The 25,633-nt window shown below is 29.0% G+C and carries 21 protein-coding genes, 2 tRNA genes and 1 other RNA gene; 15 read left to right on the top strand and 9 right to left on the bottom strand.

Features of this window, described 5'->3' with window-relative positions:
- Nucleotides 1–100: 100 nt before the first annotated feature.
- Together HGG64_RS00780 and HGG64_RS00775 are read right to left on the bottom strand one after the other, a co-directional pair.
- Nucleotides 101–898: a hypothetical protein gene (locus HGG64_RS00780; RefSeq protein ID WP_169580073.1), complete on the bottom strand. Its 798-nt coding sequence runs from the start codon at nucleotides 896–898 to the stop codon at nucleotides 101–103.
- A 38-nt stretch (nucleotides 899–936) separates the two neighbouring features.
- Nucleotides 937–1,998 (bottom strand): hypothetical protein, encoded by a 1,062-nt coding sequence (locus tag HGG64_RS00775; RefSeq protein WP_169580072.1) that lies wholly within the window; start codon nucleotides 1,996–1,998, stop codon nucleotides 937–939.
- Between the two features lie 293 nt (nucleotides 1,999–2,291).
- Between HGG64_RS00775 and HGG64_RS00770 the strand changes: the two genes are divergently transcribed.
- Nucleotides 2,292–3,731, top strand: a complete 1,440-nt coding sequence (locus HGG64_RS00770; protein ID WP_169580071.1) for a variable surface lipoprotein — start codon at nucleotides 2,292–2,294, stop codon at nucleotides 3,729–3,731.
- A gap of 70 nt (nucleotides 3,732–3,801) precedes the next feature.
- Here the strand turns inward: HGG64_RS00770 and HGG64_RS00765 are convergent.
- The 3 genes from HGG64_RS00765 to rpoE all read right to left on the bottom strand — a co-directional run bounded on the left by HGG64_RS00765 (nucleotide 3,802) and on the right by rpoE (nucleotide 5,304).
- Nucleotides 3,802–3,894 (bottom strand) — tRNA-Ser (locus HGG64_RS00765).
- Nucleotides 3,895–4,089: 195 nt separating this feature from the next.
- Nucleotides 4,090–4,998: a thermonuclease family protein gene (locus HGG64_RS00760; protein ID WP_169580070.1), complete on the bottom strand. Its 909-nt coding sequence runs from the start codon at nucleotides 4,996–4,998 to the stop codon at nucleotides 4,090–4,092.
- Nucleotides 4,999–5,046: 48 nt separating this feature from the next.
- Entirely contained in the window at nucleotides 5,047–5,304 is a 258-nt protein-coding gene (gene rpoE / locus HGG64_RS00755; protein ID WP_169580069.1) for a DNA-directed RNA polymerase subunit delta, read from the bottom strand.
- Nucleotides 5,305–5,584: 280 nt separating this feature from the next.
- Here rpoE and arcA point away from each other — a divergent pair, with 280 nt between their 5' ends.
- Nucleotides 5,585–6,817 carry an arginine deiminase gene (gene arcA, locus HGG64_RS00750; protein ID WP_169580068.1) on the top strand — a complete coding sequence of 411 codons (1,233 nt, stop codon included), beginning with the start codon at nucleotides 5,585–5,587 and terminating at the stop codon, nucleotides 6,815–6,817.
- A gap of 296 nt (nucleotides 6,818–7,113) precedes the next feature.
- Here arcA and HGG64_RS00745 read toward each other — a convergent pair whose 3' ends face one another.
- On the bottom strand, nucleotides 7,114–7,992 hold the full coding sequence (locus HGG64_RS00745; RefSeq protein ID WP_169580067.1) for a hypothetical protein: 879 nt from the start codon (nucleotides 7,990–7,992) through the stop codon (nucleotides 7,114–7,116).
- 758 nt (nucleotides 7,993–8,750) lie between these two features.
- A complete protein-coding gene (locus HGG64_RS00740) occupies nucleotides 8,751–9,230 on the bottom strand; it encodes a dUTP diphosphatase (RefSeq protein ID WP_169580066.1) in 480 nt (159 codons plus the stop codon).
- Nucleotides 9,231–9,305: 75 nt separating this feature from the next.
- On the opposite strand from HGG64_RS00740, the gene HGG64_RS00735 reads away from it, so the two are divergent.
- From HGG64_RS00735 to rpsD, 11 genes are all read left to right on the top strand, one after another.
- A tRNA-Leu gene (locus HGG64_RS00735) sits at nucleotides 9,306–9,389 on the top strand.
- Between the two features lie 78 nt (nucleotides 9,390–9,467).
- Entirely contained in the window at nucleotides 9,468–10,277 is an 810-nt protein-coding gene (locus tag HGG64_RS00730) for a hypothetical protein (RefSeq protein ID WP_169580065.1), read from the top strand.
- A 305-nt stretch (nucleotides 10,278–10,582) separates the two neighbouring features.
- The gene (locus tag HGG64_RS00725; RefSeq protein ID WP_169580064.1) at nucleotides 10,583–12,709 is read left to right on the top strand and encodes a P68 family surface lipoprotein; all 2,127 of its coding nucleotides are present in this window, start codon (nucleotides 10,583–10,585) and stop codon (nucleotides 12,707–12,709) included.
- Between the two features lie 2 nt (nucleotides 12,710–12,711).
- On the top strand, nucleotides 12,712–13,650 hold the full coding sequence (locus tag HGG64_RS00720; RefSeq protein ID WP_169580063.1) for a thermonuclease family protein: 939 nt from the start codon (nucleotides 12,712–12,714) through the stop codon (nucleotides 13,648–13,650).
- A 9-nt stretch (nucleotides 13,651–13,659) separates the two neighbouring features.
- Nucleotides 13,660–15,876, top strand: coding sequence for an ATP-binding cassette domain-containing protein (locus tag HGG64_RS00715; protein ID WP_240939127.1), 2,217 nt, complete (start codon nucleotides 13,660–13,662; stop codon nucleotides 15,874–15,876).
- A gap of 101 nt (nucleotides 15,877–15,977) precedes the next feature.
- Nucleotides 15,978–16,913: a carbohydrate ABC transporter permease gene (locus HGG64_RS00710; RefSeq protein WP_277345682.1), complete on the top strand. Its 936-nt coding sequence runs from the start codon at nucleotides 15,978–15,980 to the stop codon at nucleotides 16,911–16,913.
- Nucleotides 16,855–17,832: a carbohydrate ABC transporter permease gene (locus HGG64_RS00705; RefSeq protein WP_169580061.1), complete on the top strand. Its 978-nt coding sequence runs from the start codon at nucleotides 16,855–16,857 to the stop codon at nucleotides 17,830–17,832. The genes HGG64_RS00710 and HGG64_RS00705 overlap by 59 nt, the downstream gene beginning before the upstream one ends.
- Complete coding sequence (locus HGG64_RS00700; protein WP_169580060.1) at nucleotides 17,810–18,019, top strand: hypothetical protein; 210 nt, start codon at nucleotides 17,810–17,812, stop codon at nucleotides 18,017–18,019. The genes HGG64_RS00705 and HGG64_RS00700 overlap by 23 nt, the downstream gene beginning before the upstream one ends.
- Before the next feature lie 110 nt (nucleotides 18,020–18,129).
- The gene (locus HGG64_RS00695; protein ID WP_169580059.1) at nucleotides 18,130–19,725 is read left to right on the top strand and encodes a hypothetical protein; all 1,596 of its coding nucleotides are present in this window, start codon (nucleotides 18,130–18,132) and stop codon (nucleotides 19,723–19,725) included.
- Nucleotides 19,726–19,758: 33 nt separating this feature from the next.
- Complete coding sequence (locus HGG64_RS00690; RefSeq protein ID WP_169580058.1) at nucleotides 19,759–21,321, top strand: hypothetical protein; 1,563 nt, start codon at nucleotides 19,759–19,761, stop codon at nucleotides 21,319–21,321.
- 197 nt (nucleotides 21,322–21,518) lie between these two features.
- On the top strand, nucleotides 21,519–22,118 hold the full coding sequence (gene rpsD, locus HGG64_RS00685; RefSeq protein WP_169580057.1) for a 30S ribosomal protein S4: 600 nt from the start codon (nucleotides 21,519–21,521) through the stop codon (nucleotides 22,116–22,118).
- Nucleotides 22,119–22,163: 45 nt separating this feature from the next.
- Here rpsD and HGG64_RS00680 read toward each other — a convergent pair whose 3' ends face one another.
- Nucleotides 22,164–22,814 carry a hypothetical protein gene (locus tag HGG64_RS00680; RefSeq protein WP_169580056.1) on the bottom strand — a complete coding sequence of 217 codons (651 nt, stop codon included), beginning with the start codon at nucleotides 22,812–22,814 and terminating at the stop codon, nucleotides 22,164–22,166.
- Between the two features lie 11 nt (nucleotides 22,815–22,825).
- Nucleotides 22,826–22,922, bottom strand: an RNA gene (gene ffs, locus HGG64_RS00675) — signal recognition particle sRNA small type.
- 118 nt (nucleotides 22,923–23,040) lie between these two features.
- Between ffs and HGG64_RS00670 the strand changes: the two genes are divergently transcribed.
- On the top strand, nucleotides 23,041–23,949 hold the full coding sequence (locus HGG64_RS00670; RefSeq protein ID WP_169580055.1) for a gamma-glutamylcyclotransferase family protein: 909 nt from the start codon (nucleotides 23,041–23,043) through the stop codon (nucleotides 23,947–23,949).
- Nucleotide 23,950: 1 nt separating this feature from the next.
- Complete coding sequence (locus tag HGG64_RS00665) at nucleotides 23,951–25,627, top strand: GIY-YIG nuclease family protein (RefSeq protein ID WP_169580054.1); 1,677 nt, start codon at nucleotides 23,951–23,953, stop codon at nucleotides 25,625–25,627.
- The last annotated feature ends 6 nt before the right edge of the window (nucleotides 25,628–25,633 follow it).

Here is a 25,633-nt window from a genome sequence, read left to right as displayed (position 1 = left end):
TTTTAAGTATCTTAAAATTAAAATTACTTTTCTTTCTTACATAAAAACAAACAGGAAAAATAAAAAAGGCAGGATTAATACCCTGCTTTTTAGTTTTTATTTATTCTTTTAGCGGTTCAATTATCAAATTAATATTAGCAATTTTAGCTGGGGCTAAAGCCTGTTTCATAGCTATGGCATTTTCCAAGTCTGGTAGAACTTTTTTTAATTCTTCAACTGTTTTCATGTCATTTTCTTTTAAATTAATGTACTCTTCGATAAGACCTTTAATGTAAAATAGTGATCAAAAATCATGTCTTGTAGGTTTTAGTAAATTCCAATAGTGTTTGATTAGTTTAATATGATTATTAGGCTTTGGAGCTCCGTTTTGGATTTCTCTAAATTTGTAGTTTAAATTAATTAAATAGTCTAGATAAACTTGATATTTTTTATCATTTCTAGATGCTGCTGAATCTATATAGTCGCTCTCAAAATTTTTTCCATTAGGATCATTTTCTGCGTATTTCTTAAAATCGTTTATAAAAGAAATTCCGTTATTAATAACTTCATCATTGGTTTTTTCAACCTCCAAAAGCTTCTCAAGAATTTGCTTAGATTCACCAATATATGGGAAATCCTTTTTGTTTACTGTTTTAATATATTCAACTCTATGTAGATAGTATAGAGATAAATATATTACATTACTAGGATAAGCAGTTATATCAACTGAAACTCCTGGCACTATTTCTCGTTTTCCCGGATTTGAATTAGCCGGAGGATTAGCGGCTGGAGGATCATTTGGCGGGGTTTGTGGTTTTGTATTAGTATTTGTACATGCAGCTGCTAATGGTAGCGGAATTATGCTTAATGTTCCAAGAGTAATTAACACAATTTTTTTCTTATTTTTTAAATTCATCATTTTTTCTCCTTAATACTATTCTAATAGAAAATATGAATTTACTTTTGTTTTTTAACAATCATGTTGATTTGTTCTACTTCTTGTTTGGTCAAATTTGTCTTATTTTCCAGTGCTTTTTTTATTAATTCTAAAATTTCATTATATTTCAAATTGCCGGTATTTCTATCATATGTTAAAACATAATCTAAAAAAAATAAAACCTTATAGTCAACCACTGGTGAATCATTCTCTCTTATTTCTCTTCAAAACTTATTAAATATATCAAATCTATTCATGTCATTTATCACTCTAAAATCACGTATATATTCAATTTCTTTTTCATCCAAAAAGTTAATATATGTCGAATATTTATCTGAACCTATTGCTGATTTTACTAATACGTCAACTACTTTAGAAATTTTATTTTCCTTTCTAGCATTTTTTAAATCATTAATTAATATTTTTCCATTCTGAAAAACATCTCCTTCTATATATTTCTTAGTAAAAAGATTATTTAGAATTGTTTCTGCTTCAAAATCATAGTCGGTGGGTGTTTTGTTTTTATGTAAATCTCATAGATTTAAATACAACACTTGTTTAGAATATTCTAATTTATCTTTTTCTTCTAGCTTTGGAATATTGGGCTTATTCATATCCATTGGATCTAAAGGGTTTTTAGGAGTTTCAGGGGGAGTTGACTTTGGTGGTGTTTGAGGCATTTCCTTTTTAGGTGGAATATCCTTTGCTGGCGGCGGAGTTGGTTTTGGAGCTTCGTGCATCATCATATTTGGATTATTAGGTATGTCCATCTTTGGCGGCATATCCTCTGCTGGTGGAGTTTGAGGAGTGCTGTCATTTGGTGGTGTTGGCATTGGATTTTTAGGCACATCTTTTGATGGCGGAGTTTGAGGAGCGTCTTTCTTAGGGGGCATATCCATCTTTGGTGGAGTTTGGGGAGTACTGTCATTTGGTGGCGTTATCATTGGATCTTTTGGCATATCCATTGACGGTGGATTTTTTGGTTCTATATTATCTTTTTTATTCTCACAAGCTGCCGCTATCATCGGTAAACTAAAAACCGAAATCGGCATAATAACTAGTCATTTAAGATTTTTTTTCATATTTTATTCCTTAATTGTAATGTTTCATTTCTCGTATTTTTACTATAAGTATATTACTAAAACATAAAATATGTTTTATTTGAGATTTTTATACTATAAATAGAGTAATTTTAGTTAATTTTTTTTGTATTTTTATGATTTTAATTATAATTTTAGTATGTCATTTATAAAGAAAAGATATATAACCTTTATTTCAAAATATGTTTTTTATTTTGAAAAGTATGACATACACCAATACTTATATATTCCTGAATATATAACAAAATAAATGTTTAACAAAAAAAGGAACAAATATGAAAAAATCTACAAAATTAATGATTTCATTGGGATCAATTTCATCAATTATAGCTATTCCATTAATAGCCGCTTCTTGTTCAAATACCGATAATGGTGGTGGACAACAAAAAATTAAGGAAAATACTAATCAAACTCTAAAATATGAAGATTATGGAATTACAAAATTACCTGAATCTCAAATTAAATCAAGAGTTTTAATTCATCCAGCTGCTAGAGATGCTAATAAATTAGATGCTGAAGGAGTATTTAAATTTAAATTGCATTTAGCTCCAACACAAGGAGTAAAGGGCACATGAGTAGGTATTGCTACTGAAGTTAAATCATTAAATGATAATACATTAGCTGATTCAAAAGCAGTAAAAGTAACAGAAACTGAAGCTGACGAACAAGCTGATCCAAATGAAGGATTTCCATTAATCTTTAAATGAGATAAACAAAAATTAGATGAAGGAAAATTCTATACATTTGTATTTTGAAAAAAAGATGGTACAGAAAGAATAGTTTTTGATCAAAAATATATTAACTCAAACCAAGATACATTTGTTGCCGAAAAAGCAAGAGCAACAAATCAAACTATAGATTTTACAAAACATGGAGTTCAAAATTTCCCTGAACAAAGAGTTAAAACAAGAACTTTAATTCATCCAGCTGCTAGAGATGCTAACAAACTAGATTCTGAAGGCGTATTTAAATTTAAATTGCATTTAGAACCAACTAGAGGCGTTAAAGGAAAATGATTAGGCTTTGCAACTGAAGTAAAATCATTAGAAGACAATACATTGGTTCCTTCAAAATCTGTAAAGGTTGCTACAACTACCGCAGATGAACAAGCTGACCCAAATGAAGGATTTCCATTAATCTTTAAATGAACAGATAATAATAAATTAGAAAAAGGAAAATTCTACACATTTATCTTTTGAAAAGAAGATGGATCTGAAAAAATTGTTTTTAGCGACGAAAATATAAAAGGAAGCAAAGATACTTTCATTGCAGAAGAAGGTCGTAGAACAAATCAAACAATTGATTTTACTAAACATGGAATTACTGCCTTCCCTGAAGAAAGAGTTAAAACAAGAACACTGCTTCACCCAGCAGCTAGAGCAGAAAATAAATTAGATGATAAAGGAGTATTTAGATTTAGTTTACATTTAGCTCCAGTTAAGGGAGTTACAGGAAATTGGACTGCTTTTGCAACAGAAGTTAATGGAGAAAATGACAATACTCTAAAGCTAGATAGTAATAATTCCCCTATCATCAAGAAAACTACTACAGTAGCTAAAGAAAACGTGGAATTTCCATTAGTATTTGAATGATCACAAGAAAAATTGGATAAAAATAAAGTTTATACATTTATCTTTTGAAAGACTGACGGAACAGAAAAAATTGTTTTTAGTGATGTAAATATTAAAGGAAGTAAAGACACTTTTCCACTTTAATGTTAATTAAAGGAAACAAAAAAAATCCTCTAACATGGGGATTTTTTCTTAAATTCTTGCAATAAAAAAATGGCGGGTAAGAGAGGATTTGAACCTCCGCGGGTGTTTTATCACCCCTACAGTCTTAGCAGGACCGCCTCTTCGACCACTTGAGTACTTACCCATATTTGCCATTAAGCAAAAAAAATTATATAATAAAAATTTTATTTTTGCTTAATATGGCAATTATTTACTGAAAATAATTAAAACTAAAAAATACCTTTATTAAATTCATTAATAAAAATATTAGTTTTTAAAGTATTAAAGTGTCTTTAAATTATTAAATTCCTCGTTATGTAACTTTTATAATGTCTAAACCTTATTTAGTAGGAAAAATTTCTTTAAACTTATTATCATTTGCATAAATGCCTAGATGATTATTAATAGCATGCTCTTTCGCTTTTTCTAGGCTATTAAAGTATTCAACATTTGCAGTATAAAATGTGCTGCTTTCACTTAGTGAAATGTAACTCATTCTTGCAAATCCATAATAAACTAACTGCTCATTAAGGCAATAAATTTTATCATTTTTGTCTTGGTAATAAACTATTCCAACAATTCTATTATATGGATCTAAAAATTGTTTATCTTTATCCTTGCCCTTATTTGTTTTGCTTTTTGTTTTTTGCGGAACTATAAAAACTTTTTTCGCATTTTGAATAATTCGCTTGGTATAAAATTCAGCAATTTTCCCATACTTAAATTGTTCTCCAGTTGTATCAATAAAATTGCCATTTTTGCGCTTATGTGTTTCCGGAGTATCAACTCCTGCAAAACGGATATTTGCCATTTCTGGAAATTTTCCGTCCCGAATAACTGATATTCTAATGGTATCACCATCAGCAATTTCTATGTTTCAATTACTGATATCACGGGCTTTATCAATTTTAAATTCGAGGTTGTTTATTTCAAATTTAAAATTAGTTGCTTCGAGTTTATCATCAATGTATTTTTTTAGCTTGTTTTTAATTTCTTTAATTTGTTCTTTAATTAATTTAATATCAAACTGACTTTGATTAATTTCTTGTTCAACGCTACTAATATCTGCAGAAATTTTTTCATATTCAATAATAGCTGAACCATGATCAACTAGCATTTGTTTTAATTGTAATATTTCTTCTTTTAGTAAGGTGTCTGACTTATTTTCCTTGACAGTACATGAAATCGCAGCAACTGGAATAAATGTAGCTGTCAAAGTTAAGCCTAAAAATATTTTTTTATGTTTCATATTTATATTTTAATATTTAAAATTTAAAAAAACTAGTAATTGATACTACTAGCCTTTAATTTCTGGTCTTAGGGCAGTTCATGTCCCATCTTCATTGTGAAAAAATCTTCCATCAACAGTTAGTAAGCGAAATAGTTCGCCTCTTTTAGCTTCTAACATTTTTTCATCTGATATTTCTTGTGGTGTTTCAGATCTTCATCTATCAAAAATTCGTTCCCTAACGCCTTCGAAGATATCTCTAAATTCCATACCTTCACTATTTCCTAATGTCTCTTTTGCGATATCAACAAGAGTTTTGTATTGCATATTATTCTCCTTTTTCCTCTGAAAAATAATTTATAAAATTAATTTTCAATGATATTTTTGGCAATAAGTTAATTAATTATTAAATCTAGTCTTAAAAATTATCTTATATCTACTAGACTTACATAAAAAAGTATAACAAAATAGTATAATTGAATTGTATAAATAATATTAATTTGCAATTATATTTTTCTTAAAATTGAAAAGAATTAAATTATAACCAAAACGAAACCTATTTATACGCTTAAATATAACATAACATCTTAATTTGAAAGGAATAAATATGTCTGTATTTGACAGTAAATTTAATGGAATTCATGTATACTCTGAAATAGGAGAACTTCAATCAGTTCTAGTACATGAACCAGGGCGTGAAATTGAATATATAACTCCAGCCCGACTAGATGAGTTATTATTCTCAGCAATTCTTGAAAGTCATGACGCTCGTAAAGAACATCAAGAATTCGTTGCTGAACTAAAGAAAAACAATATTAATGTAGTTGAGCTAACAGATCTAGTATCTGAAACATATGATATGGTTTCAAAGGAAAAACAAGAAAAGCTAATCGAAGAATTTCTAGAAGATTCAGAACCAGTTTTATCTGAAGAACATAAAGAATTAGTAAGAAAATTCTTAATGGGAATAAAATCTTCAAGAGAATTGATTCAATACATGATGGCTGGAATTACCAAACATGATCTAAAAATTGAATCAGATCGTGAATTAATTGTTGACCCAATGCCAAACTTATACTTCACTCGTGATCCATTTGCATCAGTTGGAAATGGTGTAACAATTCACTACATGAGATATAAAGTTAGACAACGTGAAACATTATTCTCAAGATTTGTTTTCGCAAATCACCCTAAGTTAATGAACACACCACTATACTACAACCCAGCTATGAAATTATCAATCGAAGGTGGAGACGTATTTATTTACAATAACGAAACTTTAGTTGTTGGTGTTTCAGAAAGAACCGACTTAGAAACAATCACTCTATTAGCAAAAAACATCAAAGCAAACAAAGAATGTGAATTCAAACGTATCGTTGCTATTAACGTTCCTAAATGAACAAACCTAATGCACCTAGATACATGACTAACAATGTTAGACAAAGATAAATTCCTATACTCACCAATTGCTAATGATGTCTTTAAATTCTGAGATTACGATTTAGTTAATGGTGGCGATGAACCACAACCAAAAGTAAATGGTTTACCACTAGAAAAATTATTGGAAACAATTATTAACAAAAAACCTATTCTTATTCCTATTGCTGGAGATTCTGCTTCAGACATTGATGTTGAAAGAGAAACCCACTTTGATGGTACAAACTACTTAGCTATTGCACCAGGAGTTGTAATTGGATATTCACGTAATGAAAAAACCAATCAAGCTCTAGAAGCTGCAGGAATTAAGGTTTTACCATTTAAAGGTAACCAACTATCACTTGGTATGGGAAATGCACGTTGTATGTCAATGCCTCTATCACGTAAAGATGTTAAATGATAATAAAATCTGCCATTTTCGGTAGTGAAAAAGTCAAATGTTAGGTCATTTGGCTTTTTAATTCTTCTTAGAGAAAGGGATATTTTCAGCTACTCTACTTGAAGTTAGATATAAAAATGCTAAAAATAATGAATTGATTTTGAAATGTCATTTTAAGCAGTCGAAATAATTATTATAGTATAACTATATTGTAAAGCCAAAAAAATAGGTGCTTCCTTAGCAATGATTTACTGCTTTTAAGGAGCATCTATTATTATTTGCAATTTATTAGCATAGAGGTAGATAGGTGAATAGAACTTCTATTCATTGATTGATTTTTCAGGAAGGACAAATAGTGGCATAAAAGCAAGTAGGTATTTGGTTTTGCTTAAGTCCTTCCTTAATAAAACTAGTGTGTTGATAACTTTGGCAACGTAGAAAAATGGAATTGTGAATACTGCTGCATAGTAAAGAGAAATTAGTGAAAAACCATTTAAAATGTTAAAGGCAGTAAGGTAACTAATAAATAATCATAAACTTCCATAAAAGATAAAGTATATAAATAAGTATAGATAGTTAATAAAGTTGCCTAATTCGGCATCTACTTTGAATTTATTTTTCTTACCAAAAATGTTACTATTAATAACATAAGCACAAATTAGATCAACTAAAAACAATTTAACAAGATATATGATGCTAAAGATTGTTGCCGATCTTTCTAGGTCATTGAAAACTTGTTGTCTAAAAATAAAGGGAATTATAGCAACAAATAAATAGCTAATTGTTAGTAGAAGATTAAAAATCTTATTTAGTCGATAACTTCTACTTAATTTTTGATTATTAATAAAGCGATTAACTAAATAATAACCTTCGCAATTACAATATGAAAAATCTTGATTTGTGCAACTCATAAGTTTTTTGGACAGTATGCGATTTACTTGGAATTTATTAAACATAAAAATGCTAAAGACCAAAAGAATTTTGACTAATAGCTGTCATGTAAAAATATTGATAGCTTCCTTTGCGTCAAATCCATAAAAAATCACAATATCTGAAATTAAGATCCCAATAAATGATAAAACACTGATAATGTTAAATCCTAAGAGAGCCTTAATCGTTATATCTTTTTTCCAGTTTTCGCTTCGACTTAGTCTTAAAAGAATTTTCGTGTTATCGAAAACCGTAAAGTTGGTGTTCATTTTAATATTCCTCCATAGTTGAAAATAAATTTTTAGTTATTATTCATAGAGATTTTTATCTTCATCGTTGAAAATATAACCTAAGTATTAAATCATTTAGAATAAACCTAGAAAATTTTATAATGGAAAAAATGAAATTATTAATTTACAATTGCACAACTTTGAAATAATAAAAACCAACAATTTAACTCTCAATTTTAAAGAAAATAAGTCACTTACTGAAATTCATAAAATCATTATCAAATAATAAATAGTTTTAATTACAAGAATAGAACTTTAATCCTACTTTTACTTGTAGTTTTTTATCATAAAGATTATTTAAACTCTTCAGTTAGAATGATTTCAAATTTATATTTGCATAATGGTGATTGTATTTTATAATGAAAAATACCTATTATGTTGATAATTTAATTATTTTCACTATATTAAGTAATTTTATTTAATCAATTTTTAGTGCTTTTTATTACCTGGTTTGAATAAATTTTAATTTTTTATCATAATTTCCATAATAAATTATAAAACTGCAAATGTATAACTACTTAAAAAAGCTAAGGTTTTCCATTTTATACACGGACGAAATTTTACTTAACCTCATTAGTTGTCTACTAAAATGATATTTATCAATTAGTATATTTACAAAGATTAGAGATATTTTTAATATGATCTTTATGCTCAATATCCTTTGCTAGATTATAAAAAATAAAAATAAAAGTAGGAATAGATTAGCCCTACTAATTTATTGCTTTGTTAAAAAATTATTAGTAATTATTCTTAATTCTCTCAAAGTTTTTTTGATTTTTCTTATTGTATGATTCAATAATGTCATTATATGAAATCTTCATGATCTCACCTAGTCCCAAATATGCTCCATATGCTTTTTTGATATTTGATTTTTTCTCAGATTTAAACAATTTAGTAAAACATTGATATGTAAAAATTAGTTGTATATTAAAATCAGTATGTTTGATAATGACTGGAATTTCTGGATTTAGATGATTGCGATATGCAATACTGGTTAGAAAATGAATGCCATCGGCAAATTCTTCTAGCATTGATTCATGGTTAATTTTAATTTGTTTTTTTCAGTATTTAAAGGTCATGACTTCATTGGCAAATTCGCCAAGTTCAACTAACAAGGCAATTACTCTTTTTTTATCAACATTGCTTGGGTTGATGAGTGAATTGCTAATTTCTTCATCTAATTTAATTTGGGTATCAAAGATGTATTTTAAATTCATATTGTCTATTATAGAACTTTATTAGCCTGAAATTTCTAATTTTCCAAAAAAATATATATAATAATTATTGTATCTGCTCCAGTGGCGAAATGGTATACGCAGTTGACTCAAAATCAACCGATGAAAGTCATGCTGGTTCAAGTCCAGTCTGGAGCACCATATGATTAAAATCACTAATTTAAGTACTTAATTATTTAAGTTACTTTTTTATTTATAATTATAGAGTATAGGAGGAGCATGAATAATCGTAAAAACGAGCTTAAAAAGCTTAAAACAATCGAAATTCACTCAATTTGGTATCGAGCTTTATGAATTGCCACAATTACTATCACTTGAATTCTGCTAATCTACATTAGCGCTGTTTTCCAAAATAAATATGAAAGCACTTTAAGAATTGTGAATGATGTTATTGTGAGCTGCTTAGTTGGTTTTCTTTCAGCCATTTTATTGATTTTGGCATCATTTATTTTTCTTGACATTTATAAACGTCTAAAAATAAGTGATTTCTTTGAATATTATGCCTATCTTAATTCATTAAGATCACATCAAAAACAATTTATTTTAAAAGAAAGACGTATTAAAGAAGTCTTTGATTTAAAATCTGCCATGACAAAATCACAATTTACTGCACTTGTTGCTTCACTACTAGAATACTCTGAAGCATCAATTGATTATGCTAATCTTGTAAATGAAATTAATGCAGATTTTGCAAAGCATAGCTATCTTGATCCTGATTTTAGCAGCCAAAGAAAAACCGCCATTATTAGAACAACAATTTTTAATATTGTTATTCCGACTTTAATTAATAGCTTAATTATCTTTGCAATCTTAATTTTTTCTAGTGAAGAAACCGAAGATTTACGAGCAGTAGTTAGATTGTTTATTGTGCTAATGGTTACAATTTATGGTGTAAATATTTCTGTATTTGTCTATGAACTTTATATTTTAAAACATGTTAAAAACTACGAATCATTTAATAATTTTTATATGTTGTCATTCAACAATTACAAATTCAAATTTTTAAACTCATCTTTAGTGAAAAAATAAAACCTGAATAAACATCAATAATTAACATTCAAAATGGCCAAAAAAACGTATTTTGTACTTTTTTTTTACAGAAATAATTGCAATTTTATACTTCTTGCTGGCTTTTAGTTTTAAAAAACTCAAAAAGTAAAATATTTGGAAAAATATAATAAAATATTAATGTGAAAAAATTAGAATATTTTAATAGTTTCATAGTTTTATAACAAACCAAACTTAGCATGGTGCTATTTTGGTTTGTTTTTGTTTTAGATAAAGAATTTTAAATTAATTAAACGAAAGGATTCTTAAATTCATATATGAAAAAAATGAAAAAAATTTTACTAGGAGCAATTCCATTTGCATCTGTTCTAGCCATTCTTCCTATTGCCGCTGCGTGTGGTGGAACTGGTAGATTCGATCAAAATGAAAGAGATAAACTTAGAATAGCTACTGGTTTTTCAAAAACTGGTCCACAAGGACAAGCCTTACAAGGAATTGTTGATGTATACAACAAATGAGTAAAAGATAATAATAAAAAAGCCGAAGGATACATGGAAGTTGATGTTATAACCTTGCCAAATGGTTATAATACTGACGTTCTTTCAGCGAAACTTCAAGCCAAAGATACTCGTGAATTCTGAAATATTATTGTTAACTACCCAACAGCAGCATCATTAATTGCTAAATATGAAATGAACTTAACTGTTCCTGATGAAGAATATGAAAGTTTTGGACTTTCTAAAGCATTCAAAGATGTTAATTCTCTAATTGCCGGTAACTTCAAGAATGAAAAATGAGCAGTTCCACTATCGCGTTCATCAGAAATGAATGCTATCGCTAAACCACTATTAGGAAAATTATTGAAAGACTTAACTGATCTGGGTGTTCAAAAAGGAACAAAACACGCTGCTATTGATTCATATATTGAATCATATGTAAAAGTAGCTGCAGGTAAAAAATCTTTTATTGATAAATTGTGAGATGCTGGAAAAGTTGCTAATGTGGCAACTGTAAAAGATCAAATTCTTCAACTGGTTCCAACTATTTCAGACGAATCATTTGAAAATTATGAAGACTTGATTAATATGTCAATTGCTATGAAAAAGATTTATCCTAATGTAGTTGATAACTATGTTTTGGGATTCGACTTTCTTCCAACTGCAATTAATGTGATGGCAGCTTCACTTTCAAAAGGAGACTACAAAGATAACTATATAACTCCTGATTCAAAAATAGCAGTTACTGGTGGATGAGACTTTGCTTCATTTTTAAAACCAGGAACAAAACAATACCAACTTTTCAAGAAAATCTCTGATTTATTAATTAAAGGTATTGATGAAGGTGCTATTTGAGTTGGTGGTGGTGGTAAATACGGATCATCATCACTATCTAACTTCAAATTAGCAATGAGCATTGGTTCAACTGCTGGATACAGTCATACATTTATAAGAAGTGCTAAAGATTTGAAAAAATACACTATAAAAGATACTACCAGTTCATTGGAAAATAATTCTCTAGAGTTAAAAACCACAAACAGTAATGACAAAACTCCTGATTCAACTGCCTTTTGATTTAATTCACTAAATAACAAAAACACAAACAGCGTTAAATTGAGTACTGAAACTCAAATTGGTAGATTCGATAAACAGCTAAAAGATGCCGCAGCTGATGAAAAAGCCAAAGCACTTAAAGGAAAAGAAGGATGAATAGTTTCAGGACCTGCCTGATCATTTAAAGATGGAAAAGTTGTTTTCACCTATTTTGATACAACTAAAACACAAAAAACTGTTGAATTTTCTGGCTTAGAATTAGGAGATATCTTCAAAGATGATAATTCTGATGACAAAAATTACTTCTATCTAGAAAAAGATGCTATTTTAGTTCAACAATTAACTGAGAATAATGTTGTTGTTAAAAATGATGCTACATGAATTTCATCTCCTGAAAAATATGGAAAAACCGATGAAAAACACGGTGTATTTTCACAAGGCCCATCATTAGTTGGAATTCATGCAACTGAAAAACAAGATAAAGCTACAAGATTATTTATGAAATGGATTTTCACTCAAAAACATGATGAAATAAGCTTAAAAACAGGTCGTCGTGGATCTGAAGTTACAAATACTTATACAAAAGTTACTGCCTTGGATGCATTTAACTTTGAATCAAGTTATGTTTCTCCAACTGAAGAATATTTCACAAAAGCTCCTGATTCACCAGAAATCAGAAGACTAAACCCAGCAAGCAAACTTGGCTTCGAAAACTTTAAGAAAGCAAATAATGATGAAAATTACGTTATCGTTGAGGATGTTGCTGCTGCAGAATCAGATGCCTTAAGAAGAGCAATCACCTCAGCGGCAGGCGGATTAGTTACAGCAGCCCAAAGTGGTACAGAAATTACATTTCAATCATTACTAAATGGTATAACTAAAGCATTTAAGGTAAAAGGATAATAATGCTTAAAAAGAAATTAATATTGGGAATAGCAGCCCCTATCGTAATGGTAGGGTTTCCTATTTCTGCAATTTCTTGTTCAACTGAAAAATTGACTGCAGAAACAATCAAACTAAACACAGAGGATAATGTTTATGTTAAATCTAATGTTAATGATTATAAAAATGTAGGTAGAATTTTCGATAATGAGGTTAGTTACCGTATTAGAAAAGACGGTCAAAGAATCACTGTAAAACAATCACTTTGAGAATATTTCAACTATATTGAAGGTGAAATAGTTAGTTTAGCTGATGGGGATACTATGACAGTCAGAGTAACTCAACAACCAAAAGTGCTTCCTAATGGCAGAACTATTAACCTACCTAATATTATAAGAATAAGAATACCATTAATCGATACCCTAGAAGAAAACACTCCAAATGTAGGTGAGGAAGAAAAAGCCTTGGCACACATAGATAGTGAATACGCTAGAGGTTTACTTCCAGTTGGTACAAAAGTTAGAGTAATTTCTAAAAATTGAACCGACAAAACTTATGATAGAGTTGTGGGATCAGTATTTTTTGGAGAAAATTTTGTGAGAAACTTCGCCATTGAAATGCTTGCCGCAGGATATACCTTAGCAAGAATATCAACAGAAGATATTAACGATTTTATCGCCGATTATAATAAGCCTGAAGGACAACCAAGAAACCTTTATTCATATACTCTACCATATGCAGCTTATGCTATCAATTATGGAATTTTGAATAAAAAAGGATTTTATGGTGAACCACACAATTTCAAAGACCCATACGTTCTCGCTTCTAAATATCAAGAACATGGTTCTGATTTGATTGACTCATCGCTATTCATTTTACATCCTTCATTATGGAGTAAATCTACTATAAAACCAAATGAAGAAAACAACATTTACAAGTTTTTAAAATCAAAATTAAAATAAGGAACAACTATGAAACAAAATAACACAAATAGTTCATTATCGCAGGAAGATATTCATAGTTTCTCTAAAAAACGTTATGAAATGAAGAAAAGCATTCATGCTATTGAAATCAAGGATTTAGTAATTGACTTCGGTGAGTCACTAGCCGTTGATAATGCTTCATTCACCATTGCAAAAGGAGAGTTAGTTACCTTGCTTGGTCCATCGGGATCAGGAAAGACAACAACCTTGAATGCTATTTCGGGACTTTTAAGACCAACAAGTGGAAAAATATTTTTCTCAGGGTTGGATGTTACAAAGTTTTCTCCTCAACAAAGGGAATTAGGATTGGTTTTCCAAAACTATGCCCTATACCCTCACATGACTGTTTATGAGAATATCGCCTTCCCATTGTCAAATGACAAACACTGAAAAGAAGAAGTGATTGAAAAAACCAGGACATCGCAGCACAAGATTTTTGAAATTATTCTAAAGCATCATGGCATTGGTGCTGATGCATTAGAGGTATTTAATAAGAAATTCTATCATTTAATTGATAACCCAAAAGAAACTATTAAGTATTTAAATGAACTTATTGCCGAACATAACAATATTATTGACAATGAGCTAAATAACTACAATTTCTTGGTTACCAAAAGTATTGCTGAAGGATCAGGATTAACTAAAAAAGTACTTAAAGATTTAAAAAATCTTAAAGAAAAAAAATACACTAGCATTAAGGAAATGCAATCAAAAATTGCTTATGAAAAATCTGTCATAAAGAGTGAGCAAGAAAACTATGCTATCAAAAATAATGGTAGATTTGATTCTAGCTATGTTAATCCAATAATCACAAAGGCAAATCAAAATATTGCTGAGTACAACAATAAAATTATAGAAATCAAAGACAATTTCAAAAAAGAATATGCTGAAACTAAATCAGATTATGAAATTAAATATAAAGAAGCGAAAACAAGAAATGCTTTAGCTGTTAAAAAAGCAAAAGAAGAATTAAAATACAAAAGAAAAGTTCAAAAACTTTCACCTCTTTATGCTAAATTGCGAGAAATTGAATTTAATAAAAACAAGGAACTTCAAGACAATGAAATGGAATATAAGAAGTTCCTTCAAAATTCAAAATCAAGTACTGACATGAATGCTAAAAGCAAAATGGAATCAGAATATTTAGCAAACAAAGAAGCAATTCTTAAAAAAGAAGTTTATGAAAGCAATTTAGTTAAAGAAGAAATTTCAAAAGTTGAAAATTATTCAAAGATTTCTCCTTTAATCCAAAAAATTGCTGAAATCAAACAAAGATATAAAATGACATTAGCCGTTACTAAAAGAGAATATCGTGAAGAATGTCTAAAATTATTCGAACCTCTATTTGCAAAAAATCAAATTCAAAAAGGATCATTTGACAAGAAAATTAAAGCTTTAATTTCAACGCTGCCAAATGAATTACAAGATAATATTAAAGAATTTTCAAAAGACGTTTTAACAATTCAAGAGGCAATCGTTAGAGATGTTCTTGAAGTTGCTAAAAGGGTTGATATTACTAAAAACTTAGCAAAAAGACCAACACAACTTTCTGGTGGTCAACAACAAAGGGTAGCAATCGCTAGAGCTATTGTTAAAAAACCAAAAATTTTACTACTAGATGAACCGCTATCAAACTTGGATGCGAAACTACGTATCTCAACAAGAAAGTGAATACGTTCAATTCAGCAAGAACTTGGCATAACCACTGTCTTTGTTACCCATGACCAAGAAGAAGCAATGTCAATTAGTGATAAAGTTGTTTGTATGTCAACTGCTAAAGTACAACAAATTGGAAGCCCAATCGAACTGTATTCAAAACCTAAAAATGAATTTGTTGCTAAATTCTTAGGTGTGCCTGAAATGACAATCTTTGAAGCAAAGGTTGACAGCAAGGGATATGTAAAGTATAATGGTAAAAACCTACTAAAAGTACCATCTGATTATAAGAAATCATCAATTGACGTTGGATTTAGAGGTGAAGCTTTAGTTGAAAGTGAAACTGGAACATTTGAAGGTGAAATTAGAGTGGTTGAATATCTTGGAAAAGAAATTCAAGCTCAAATCTTCATTGAAAAAATGGATAAAATTTCAAACGTATTCCTATCATCAAAATTAAAATACGATATTGGTGAAATGGTTAGATTAAATATTAAAAATACTGATTTATATCATTTGTTTGATGTTGATACAAAAGAGCGTGTATAGATATGAAAACATATTTTTGAAAAAAATATCGTATTAAAAACACAGGCCTAGCTCTAAGTGTTTTAAATAATAAAACACCATTCTGGAAACCATTTCTACTTATGATTCCATCATTAATAACAATTTTACTGTTAACAATAATTCCATTTATATTAGTTATTATTGGGTCATTTAGAGTTAATGTTGGATTCACAAGGAATGATACTGTCTTTGGATTCGGAAACTTCAGAACACTTTTTAATGACACTACATTTATAATTGCTATTAGAAACTCTCTTGTTTATGCAGTGGTAGCTTTACCAATAAGCTTGTCGATCTCGCTGCTTATTAGTTCGGCAATTAGTCAAGTTATTAAGAAACGGGCAAGAGGATTTTGGCAAACTGTCTTTTTCCTACCATACGTAACATCGGGAATTGCTGTATCACTAGCATTTGCATTTATCTTTAGATCACAAGGTGGACTAATTAACAAAATTCTACTTGATCTAAAAATAGTTAAAAATCCAATTAACTTTTTAGAAGATAATTCATCAGGAAGTTGAAATGCATTCTTTGTTATTCTTATAAGAGGAATATGAGGAAACTTGGCATTCCAAATTCTAATACTAACATCATCAATGTTGTCAGTTAACCCAGATTTATACAAAGCAGCATCAATTGATGGCGCATCTTCAAGAAAACAATTCTATACAATTACTCTACCAGCAATTAGCAAAACAATTTCTTTCCTATTCACCATAGGAATAATTGGGGGAATAAAAATCTTCCCACTAGCATTATTTAATAATAGTCCCGAAAGTGCCTTACAATTCAATGGACAATCAATTTTACTTTACATTTTTGCGGTAACTAAAACTGATTTTGCATTGGCCGGAGCAGCATCAATTGTATTGTTCATTCTAGGACTAGCACTATCATTTGGCTTAAGAAAAATAGTATTTTTCACATTAAAAGGTGTGAGAACATTAGGAGAAAAAAATGTCGTTAATAAAATTAAAAACGCGTCAGTCTTGAGAGAATCGTTATTTAAAATCTAAACAAGAATTAATTTCTAAGCCATACTCTTCAACTGGTGTTGCTTCCAAAGCTGCTTCATGAATCTTTAAAATAATAGTTTTAGGATTTTTCGCATTACTTATTATTTTTCCATTTTATTTCATGCTTACTCAGTCATTGACAGATAAATTGTGACAAACTAGACAAACAACAACTATTCTTTTCCCAATACCATTTACCGAAGGTGGAAAATGATTCCACTGAGATAATTACAGAGCTGCCCTTGAACAAGGATACTTACAATCACTTGTATTTACATTGGGAATAACATTCTTTTCTATACTAATTAGATTATTTTTCTCAATTACGTTAGGCTATGCACTGTCACTTAAGAATTGAAAGGGAAAAGGAGCATTCTTTGCTTTCTTTCTATCATTACTAATACTTCCGGAAGTTGCCCTACTAACTGGACAATACACAGTTATCGTTCGGATGGGATGACACTCTGGAGCATTAACGATTATTGCCCTAGTTATTCCATTTGCCGCTTCAATCTTTTTCTCATACATGTATAAAAATGCATTTGAAGCAATTCCTAACTCGGTAAAAGAATCATCGATGCTAGATGGAGCTGGCGGATTTAGATATTTCTTTAATATAGCATTACCAATGGTTAAATCAACGACATGAACTGTCGCCATCCTAACGGCTTTTGCTTCATGAAACTCATATACTTGACCAGCATTAATTTTAGCAGGATCAAATTCCTTATGACAACCAATGAACTTATGAGTATTTACCACCGGTAAGGATCCTGATGCCGACCTTCAAATACTTTACACAAGTATTCGTATGGCTGCAACAGTTTTAGCAATTCTACCAATGCTTATTATTTACTTCATTTTTAGAAGAAGAATTATGGATGCAATTTCTAGAAATGGAAACGCAACAAAAGGATAAAATTATGGACAACAATAACGAAATTACATTAATAAAATTACAAAAAAGTCAAAGAAAGATTGCGATTTTAAAAATTGTCGGAATTGTTGGGATTTCATTATCTGTTATTGCAGGTATAATCTTAGCAATTCTTGGAGCTATGGGCTTGCTTCTAGTTCCAATTAGACTTGTACAAAGTGGAATATAAAATAAAACTTTTAAAATATTCTAATTTACATTTATTTATATATTCAAAAATTAGTCACAAAAAACTATGAAAATAATGTCTCATAGTTTTTTTTCTTTATAATTAAAGAAATGAAATTTTTTAAGATATTTAAAAGCTTTGGGATCTTGTCGATTGTTCCATTTTCTGTTACTTTAGTAAGTTGTATTAACAAAAAAAATAGTGATGCAATTATTTTTAAAATTCCGTATGACAAAGAGCGTGAAAGCAAACCATTTTATGATGTTGTTAATGTCTACAATAACCTTCTAGAGCAAAACAGCAATAATTATCTGCCAGTGGAAATTGAACAAAGCAAAAATCGTAATTTAATATACCATAAAATAAGATTAGATTTAAGTTCGAAAAATGAATACATCCCCAATCTGGTTTTATACTACCCAAGCTTAGCAAATACCTTATATGGATATCAGCGTAGTCTAAATTTTCATGACCTAATTAATGAAAGTAACATAGATAAAAAATTTATTATTAATAATCAACAGATAAATACCTTAGCTAATGAAAATATTCTCCTTCCTTTTTCGGTTAGCGGCGAATCGCTCGTTATTAATAACATCCTTTTAGGAATGTTTCTATATGAAGGACTGCGTTTTCTGGAAGAAAATGACATAAAAATTACGCTAAATTTACAAAGACAACAAATTTTTCTAACTGCCTTAAATTATTATCGAAGCTCAAATGGACAACTAAAGGAAACAACAAAGAAATTTTGAATGTCACAGGATATTACCTTCAACAGTGATAAATTAAGAGAATTCTTTACAACCGTTGATGATCTAAATTTTAAAAGTAATTTTGGTCTAATTAATTTAGCCACTAAAATCGCTCATACCTTTAGTCAAAAAGATAGTAAAGTCAAAATTGAAACTTTTCATATTCGTAGTATTAATAACTTTGTTTATTCTTTGCTATTCAATCATGCTAAAAGCTCATATGCGAATTTCTTTTTGAAAAGAAAAGCAAATGGTTTATTAGACTATTCTAAAGTCTTTAAAATAGGCAGCGAAGAAAATGAACAATTAAAATGAGCTTTTGACTATATTAAATCAAGTCTTATTAACTCTAAAATTTCATTGTACAATAGCGAAAGCGATGCTAATCCCTATATTAGCACAAAAATGTTCGCTTTGACCTCAACTCGTTTTTTTGAACTACTAAAAAATAATAAAACTAAAAAAATTAAGGAATTTCAATTTCTACCATCACCTAATAAAAATGATGTTAATGATAAAAATGAATCTTTTTTAGTGCAAGGTAATAGTCTTATTGGAATTTCAAAAACTGGAGTGCAAAATAGAAGCACAATTAATTTTGTTAATTGAATGTATAATAAAAATAACATTATTAACTGAAAGGTTGGACCAAAGATTTTAAAATTTACCCCGGTTGAATATATTGCCTATAAACTTGGTTATATTTTTCCGAGTGATAACTTTATTAAAGAATATGCAAAGATGACAAAACCCAACTTGGCTAATCGCGAATTTTTATTAAATGCCAAAAGAGAAAATACGCTTGCTTTTCAAGAACCGGTTGATAATCAAAGTGATGCTTTCAGAAAAAATATTGCGCTGGTATTTAGTAAATATTTGTATAATAATCTAGAAACAGCAACTTTTTCTGAGTTTCTATTTAATCTAAAAAAGGGAATATTTGGTGAATAAATGATTGATTTTAAACAATGACAAATTTATTTTATGAAAAATAAAAAGGACTTAAAGGCTGTTAACAGCGCTTATCTTAATGATAAAAATTTTTTAAATTCATTTTCATACATAAATAATAGTTTTGTTGCTACACTAGGATTTGGAAATTATAAATTTAATAAACTTACAATTAAGCTTTGAGCACAAGCACTTGCAAATGAACTTAAAGGACAAAATCTAAAAATTTTAATTGTTCATGATGGATCTAATGAAAATTTCGATAGTTATACTAAAAGCATTGCTAATATATTTAAGGCCAATAAAATGCAACCTTTTATGTTATTTAAACAGGCACCAGCATCAAAGAATTTCATCAAATTCATTCTTAATAAAATTGACGGAATTAATTTAGTAGTTTATTTATCAAAATATACCTATGACAGCAATTACGCAATTTCAATTTTTGATAATAAGGGCTTGCCGGTGGCGTTTAAATTCCTTGAAAAAATTATTAATAGGCTAGATATCACTAATCTTGGCGATATTAATGAATTCGAAGATGAAGCAAATTTTTTAGATTTTAATAAATTGCTAAATGAATATGTGGCTGAAATTGTTAACTACAATCACACTGAAAGTGGCAATAAATTAATTACCATCGGAATTGTTTATGACAATCTAAGTGAAAGTTTTGTGAAGCGAATAATGGGTAAAAATGATATTGGCTATCGGTTTGTAAAAAACAAATTTACTGAAGATAAACCTAAAGTTATTTATTTGCCTATTACCGCGGCTAACAAATTTAAAAACATTAATTACATTTTTAAATTTTCATATGATTTTCAAAAGTTATACATTTACAAAAAACAAAATCGTATGTCAATTATGCCAAAATATGAATTAATTGATATTAATGAACTAATAGCTAATTATTTAATTTTTGTCAATAGCATTCTAAAGACAAATAAAAACTCTAAAACGATTCACGAAATTAAATCAACTCTACTTACAAAAAATAGTTTATTTGAAACTATTGCTAAAAAATATGACTTATCATATAACATTGGCTTTTTTTATGAAAATTCTTTAGACACGAATAATATCAATTTGTTTTTCAATGAAAATTATGAAATTAACTTTGGTTTTTCGCAATCTCGTTACGGTGATGCCTTCTTAGCGGCTTCGATTTTTTCGGATATGTTCAATTACTATGAGACTCAACATATGAAATTTGACGATTTAAAAAACCAAAACTTAATACAAATTGACGATCTACTAATAACTAACTTTAGTTTTAGTTGTGATCCTAAGAATTTAGAGTCATTTGAAACAAAGATATTCTCACAAATGACGATAAATCAAATTGAAATTTCAAGAATTGAAGATTTAAGGGAAAATATTTTTAATAAAGAAAAATATTTAGCCAAAATTCATTTTGAAGAGCATGAATGAGTCGGAATTAAATTTTCATATGAACTTAATCGCTTGCTTTTTATTTGCCAAGAGAATAAAAAAACCAAGGGAAACCTTGCCCAAAATTTAAGGAAATATTTTGCGATGACGCTACGTGCTTATGCTAAGCCAATTATCCCTGAATTAGATGAAGAAGAATAAATATTTGCAAGATTAAAATTTATTTTAATAAATAAGATAAAATAATATACGCATTGATACAGCACTATAATATTTTACAAACCGTTTTTATTTTGCTTTAAATTTGAAAGTAAGGAAGCTGTTATCCCGAAATCATTAGAATAAAAACATTGTAAGAGAATTATGGAGATTGTTCTTTGCATATTGAAAGGAAAAATATGTCAAGATTTACTGGTTCTATTTTTAAGAAAAGTAGAAGATACGGCATTTCATTGCTAGAAAATAATAAAGAATTTACTAAAGGTAAAAAACGTACCACTGCCCCAGGACAACACGGAGCAAAAAGATCAAAACCATCTGACTACCAAATTCACATGTATGAAAAACAAAAAGTTAGATACATGTATGGAATTAATGAACGTCAATTCAAGACTTTGTTCATGGCAGCATCAAAAAAATCAGGTGTTACCGGTACTAATTTACTTCAATTAGTGGAAACAAGATTAGACAATTTAGTTTTCAGAGCAGGGTGAGCTCGTACAAGAGCACAGGCTCGTCAATTCGTTAATCATGGTCACTTTACTTTAGATGGTCATAAAGCAAATATTCCATCAATGCTTGTTAAAGTTGGTTCAGTGATTGAAATGAAACCTTCACTACAAAACAACAATGATGTTAAAGATGCTACCGAAGTAATGGTAACTGCTGATTGACTAAAAAAAGACAACTTCAAAGTTACTTTAACAAGATTACCAGAAAGAAATGAATTTGCTAAAGATATTAATGAATCTCTAATTGTTGAGTACTACAACCGTTAATTATCGCTTAAAAAAAAGACCCAATTACTTGCGGTCTTTTTTTTATTAATTCACATCCCGTAATTTATCTTTGAGGATTTTAATATTTTTTTCGGCATATAATCCAATTTGGTTGGTTAGATATAAATGCGACAAATCATTGGGATCAAAAAATTTTTTATTAGCAATCGGTAGCTCTTCAAAAAGCACTGATGACGCGTTAATTAACAATGCATCGCGCTTTGGAAAATTATCAAAGAAATAATCAAGTTCTTGCTTAGCAATTTCTGGATCACAGTAAACATAGTATGGTTTTGCTTGATTAGGTTGAACATCCATGATAATAAGCGTAGCATTTGTTAGCTTTTCACGGTTAATAATTGCTTGAAAATCTTTTAAGGCACTTAAAATAAAATAACTAGGTTGATAATCTTTTTCGTCATCTAGATAATTTCAATGAATATAAACATTTTCAGTAAATTCATCAAATTCACTAGTTTTAACTAAATAAAATTCATGCTCTTCATAGTATAATTCGCCGAAGGTAACAGTATCATAATTAGTGGGTTGCTCAATTTTATCTAAACATTTGGTAGCATTATGGAATGGCTTTTTAGAAAGTTTAATATAAACTGTCATATCAACTGTTCTTAAAATTGGGAACGCAATCATATCATTGAAATTATCAATTGGCATTAAAAGACGGGAACAAAACATTTATTTACCTCCATATATAAAAAACCACAAGACACAACACTTCTCGATATGGCTGCTATATTTCTATCCTGACCAAATTACAAGGTTGTCGTTCTCATGGCAATATTATTATATAATAAATTAAATGATATTTTTGATATAAATAAAAATTCAAATCATTATCTTAACTTAAAATTATGTCTGTTACTTTGATATAATTTTTTTATTAATTAATTGCGAGGTTGTTATGGAAGAAAAATATTATATCTTTAGTTATGATAGTATGCAAGATCCAATCTTTTTTGAGAACTTGTTTGCTAAAGATACCAAAAGAATGGCTGCTACTTTAAATGGCTATGTTAAATGTGTAGATGAATCGAGATACTTTTTATTAAAAAAAGATCTTTCAAGTCAAGTAAGAGGAACAGTTTTTGAGATTAGCAAAGATGAGTTATTTATGGTGGACAGATGGAAGATGTTTCCACAATATCAAAGATTTACTGCGAATGTGCTACTTAATGACAAAAATGAAATACTAGAAAATGTTTATGTTTACACAAAATTAGAACTAGGAAAATACTACGTGGCTACTGAGGACATGGGTTTTTTCAAAGACCCTAGTGCTTCAGAAGATAATTTGAGAGCATTTATTGAACTTGAAAAGCAAGCAAAAAAATTGCCAATTAGTGATGCAGTTTTTCTATATGAGATTGATGAAAAAACTCATGAACTTATTAGAAACTTCACTCATCCATATACCGCCTTAATTTTAGAAGATAAAGAAAACAAATTATTTTCTATTCAATCATGCGCTTTATTTGCCATTAATGAAAAAAATAAACACTATGCTGCACTGACATCATTTGGTAATAAGGTTGGAATGAATAGCATTATGTACTATGAAGTTTTTAATGACAAAATTCCAAACTCACACTCTGAAATTACCATCAAACCACTGTATGATCTTGACCTTTCTTTTCTTGAAGGTAAGAAGCCTAATTATTATCTATCACACCGCGAAGATAAAGAAGAAAAAAATGGCAAAATGGGATGATACAAGGACGTGGCTTTTGAGCTTGTTACCCCTGATTTCAACTTAGATCCAATGCTTCGTTTTGACCAGCTTTTAACCGCCTTTTTTCAAAGCATAAAATAATATGATTAGTAAAGAGTTAATTAAGGATGTTTCTGATAAACCCGGAGTTTATTTATGAAAAGATAAATTCGGGAAAGTTATCTATGTCGGCAAAGCAAAAAATTTAAAACAAAGAATGAGTCAATACTTTGATAGTAAAATGTTAAATTCATATAAAACCCCAAAGATGCTTGAAAAAATAGCATCTTTTTCGACAATCATTCTTGAAAGTGACCGTGAAGCTTTTATTCAAGAGCGAAAATTAATTGATGAATATCGACCATTTTATAATGTTCTATTTCCGGTTAGAAATTCCTTTCCTTATATTAGAGTAAAATTACATAACAATAATGTTTTAGAAATTGCTATTAAGAATAAATATGAAAAAGAAAAAAATGCACTTTATTATGGCCCTCTACCCAACAATAAAGATTTTAAACCACTAATTCGTTACCTAAATCATCTACTTCTTTCACAGGATGGTTTAATTGTTGAAAAACAAAGCAAAGAATTTGCCACAGAGAGATTTCAAGAAGCTAAAAAGGTTATGAATTTTGGCAAACATTTCAAAAGTACTTTAAACCAAAAAATCGCCGATGCGATTGAAAATAATATGTTTGAGCAGGCTAAATTTTATAATGATATTTTAGAACTACTAAATTACAATGCTCAGGATCAACACATTTTTATTAAATCGCAAAAGGCAATGGATGTTTTTGGCTTTTTTCAAAAAGAGGACATTGTTTTAATTCATGCAATGGTATACAGAAATGGAACGCTAATTAATCAACAGGATTTTTCATTTCAAATCAAAACTTCACTCGTAAACGCAATTAATGAATTTTTGTCAAATTTTTATGCAAATCAGCTAATTCCTGATCAGATTATTTTTCCTGAAAAATATAAAGATCTACGTTTAGAATTCTTTGATTTAATTTCATTTTCCGAGACTGAACTAAGTAACAAAGCACAACAAAATGCTGAAAATAATGTTGAACTTAAAATTCAGAATTACAATAATTTGATCTTAAGAACTGCTATTGCCCAGGAAAATCTAAGTGCTTTTTTTAAATGTCCAACAAACAAAATTGCAATTTTAGATAATTCATTTCTGAAGGGCAGCAATGAGGTCATAGGTGGAGGAATTTTATACATTAATGGTCAACCCTCAAAAAAAGATTACCGTTTTTATAATCTTGATAATTCTAATTTACGACATGCTGATGTTGAATATATGCGGCAAACTTCGCTACATTATTTTAAAGAATTTGCCAACGAAATTGATGTCATTTTAGCAGATGGAGCAATGGCACAAATTGCTGAAATTAAGGCTTCATTATCCGTCCTCAACTTAAATATACCAGTATTTGGACTTGTCAAAGATGAAAGACACGAAACAAAATATGTCGTTGATGAATGGGGTAATTTAATTGATATCACTGATAGCAATTCCTTTAATTTACTAGCAAGAATGCAGACAGAAGTTGATCGTTTTGTTAAAGCCATGTACAATAAAAAGCATCTTAAAGCTTTAGTTAATAATCCATTACTAAAAATAAATGGTCTTGGAAAAGCAACACTAGAGAAGCTTTTATTGAGATTTAAAACATATCAAAATATCTTAAGTGCTTCACTTGAAGAACTTAAAGAAATTATTAGTGAAAAATTGGCGAGAAAAATTATTGAAGAAAAATGATAATAAATA

Origin of the sequence: Mycoplasma phocoeninasale, from assembly GCF_012934885.1 — a bacterium.
Taxonomy (GTDB): domain Bacteria; phylum Bacillota_I; class Bacilli_A; order Mycoplasmatales; family Metamycoplasmataceae; genus Metamycoplasma; species Metamycoplasma phocoeninasale.
This window is presented reverse-complemented; position numbering and strand designations above follow the sequence as displayed.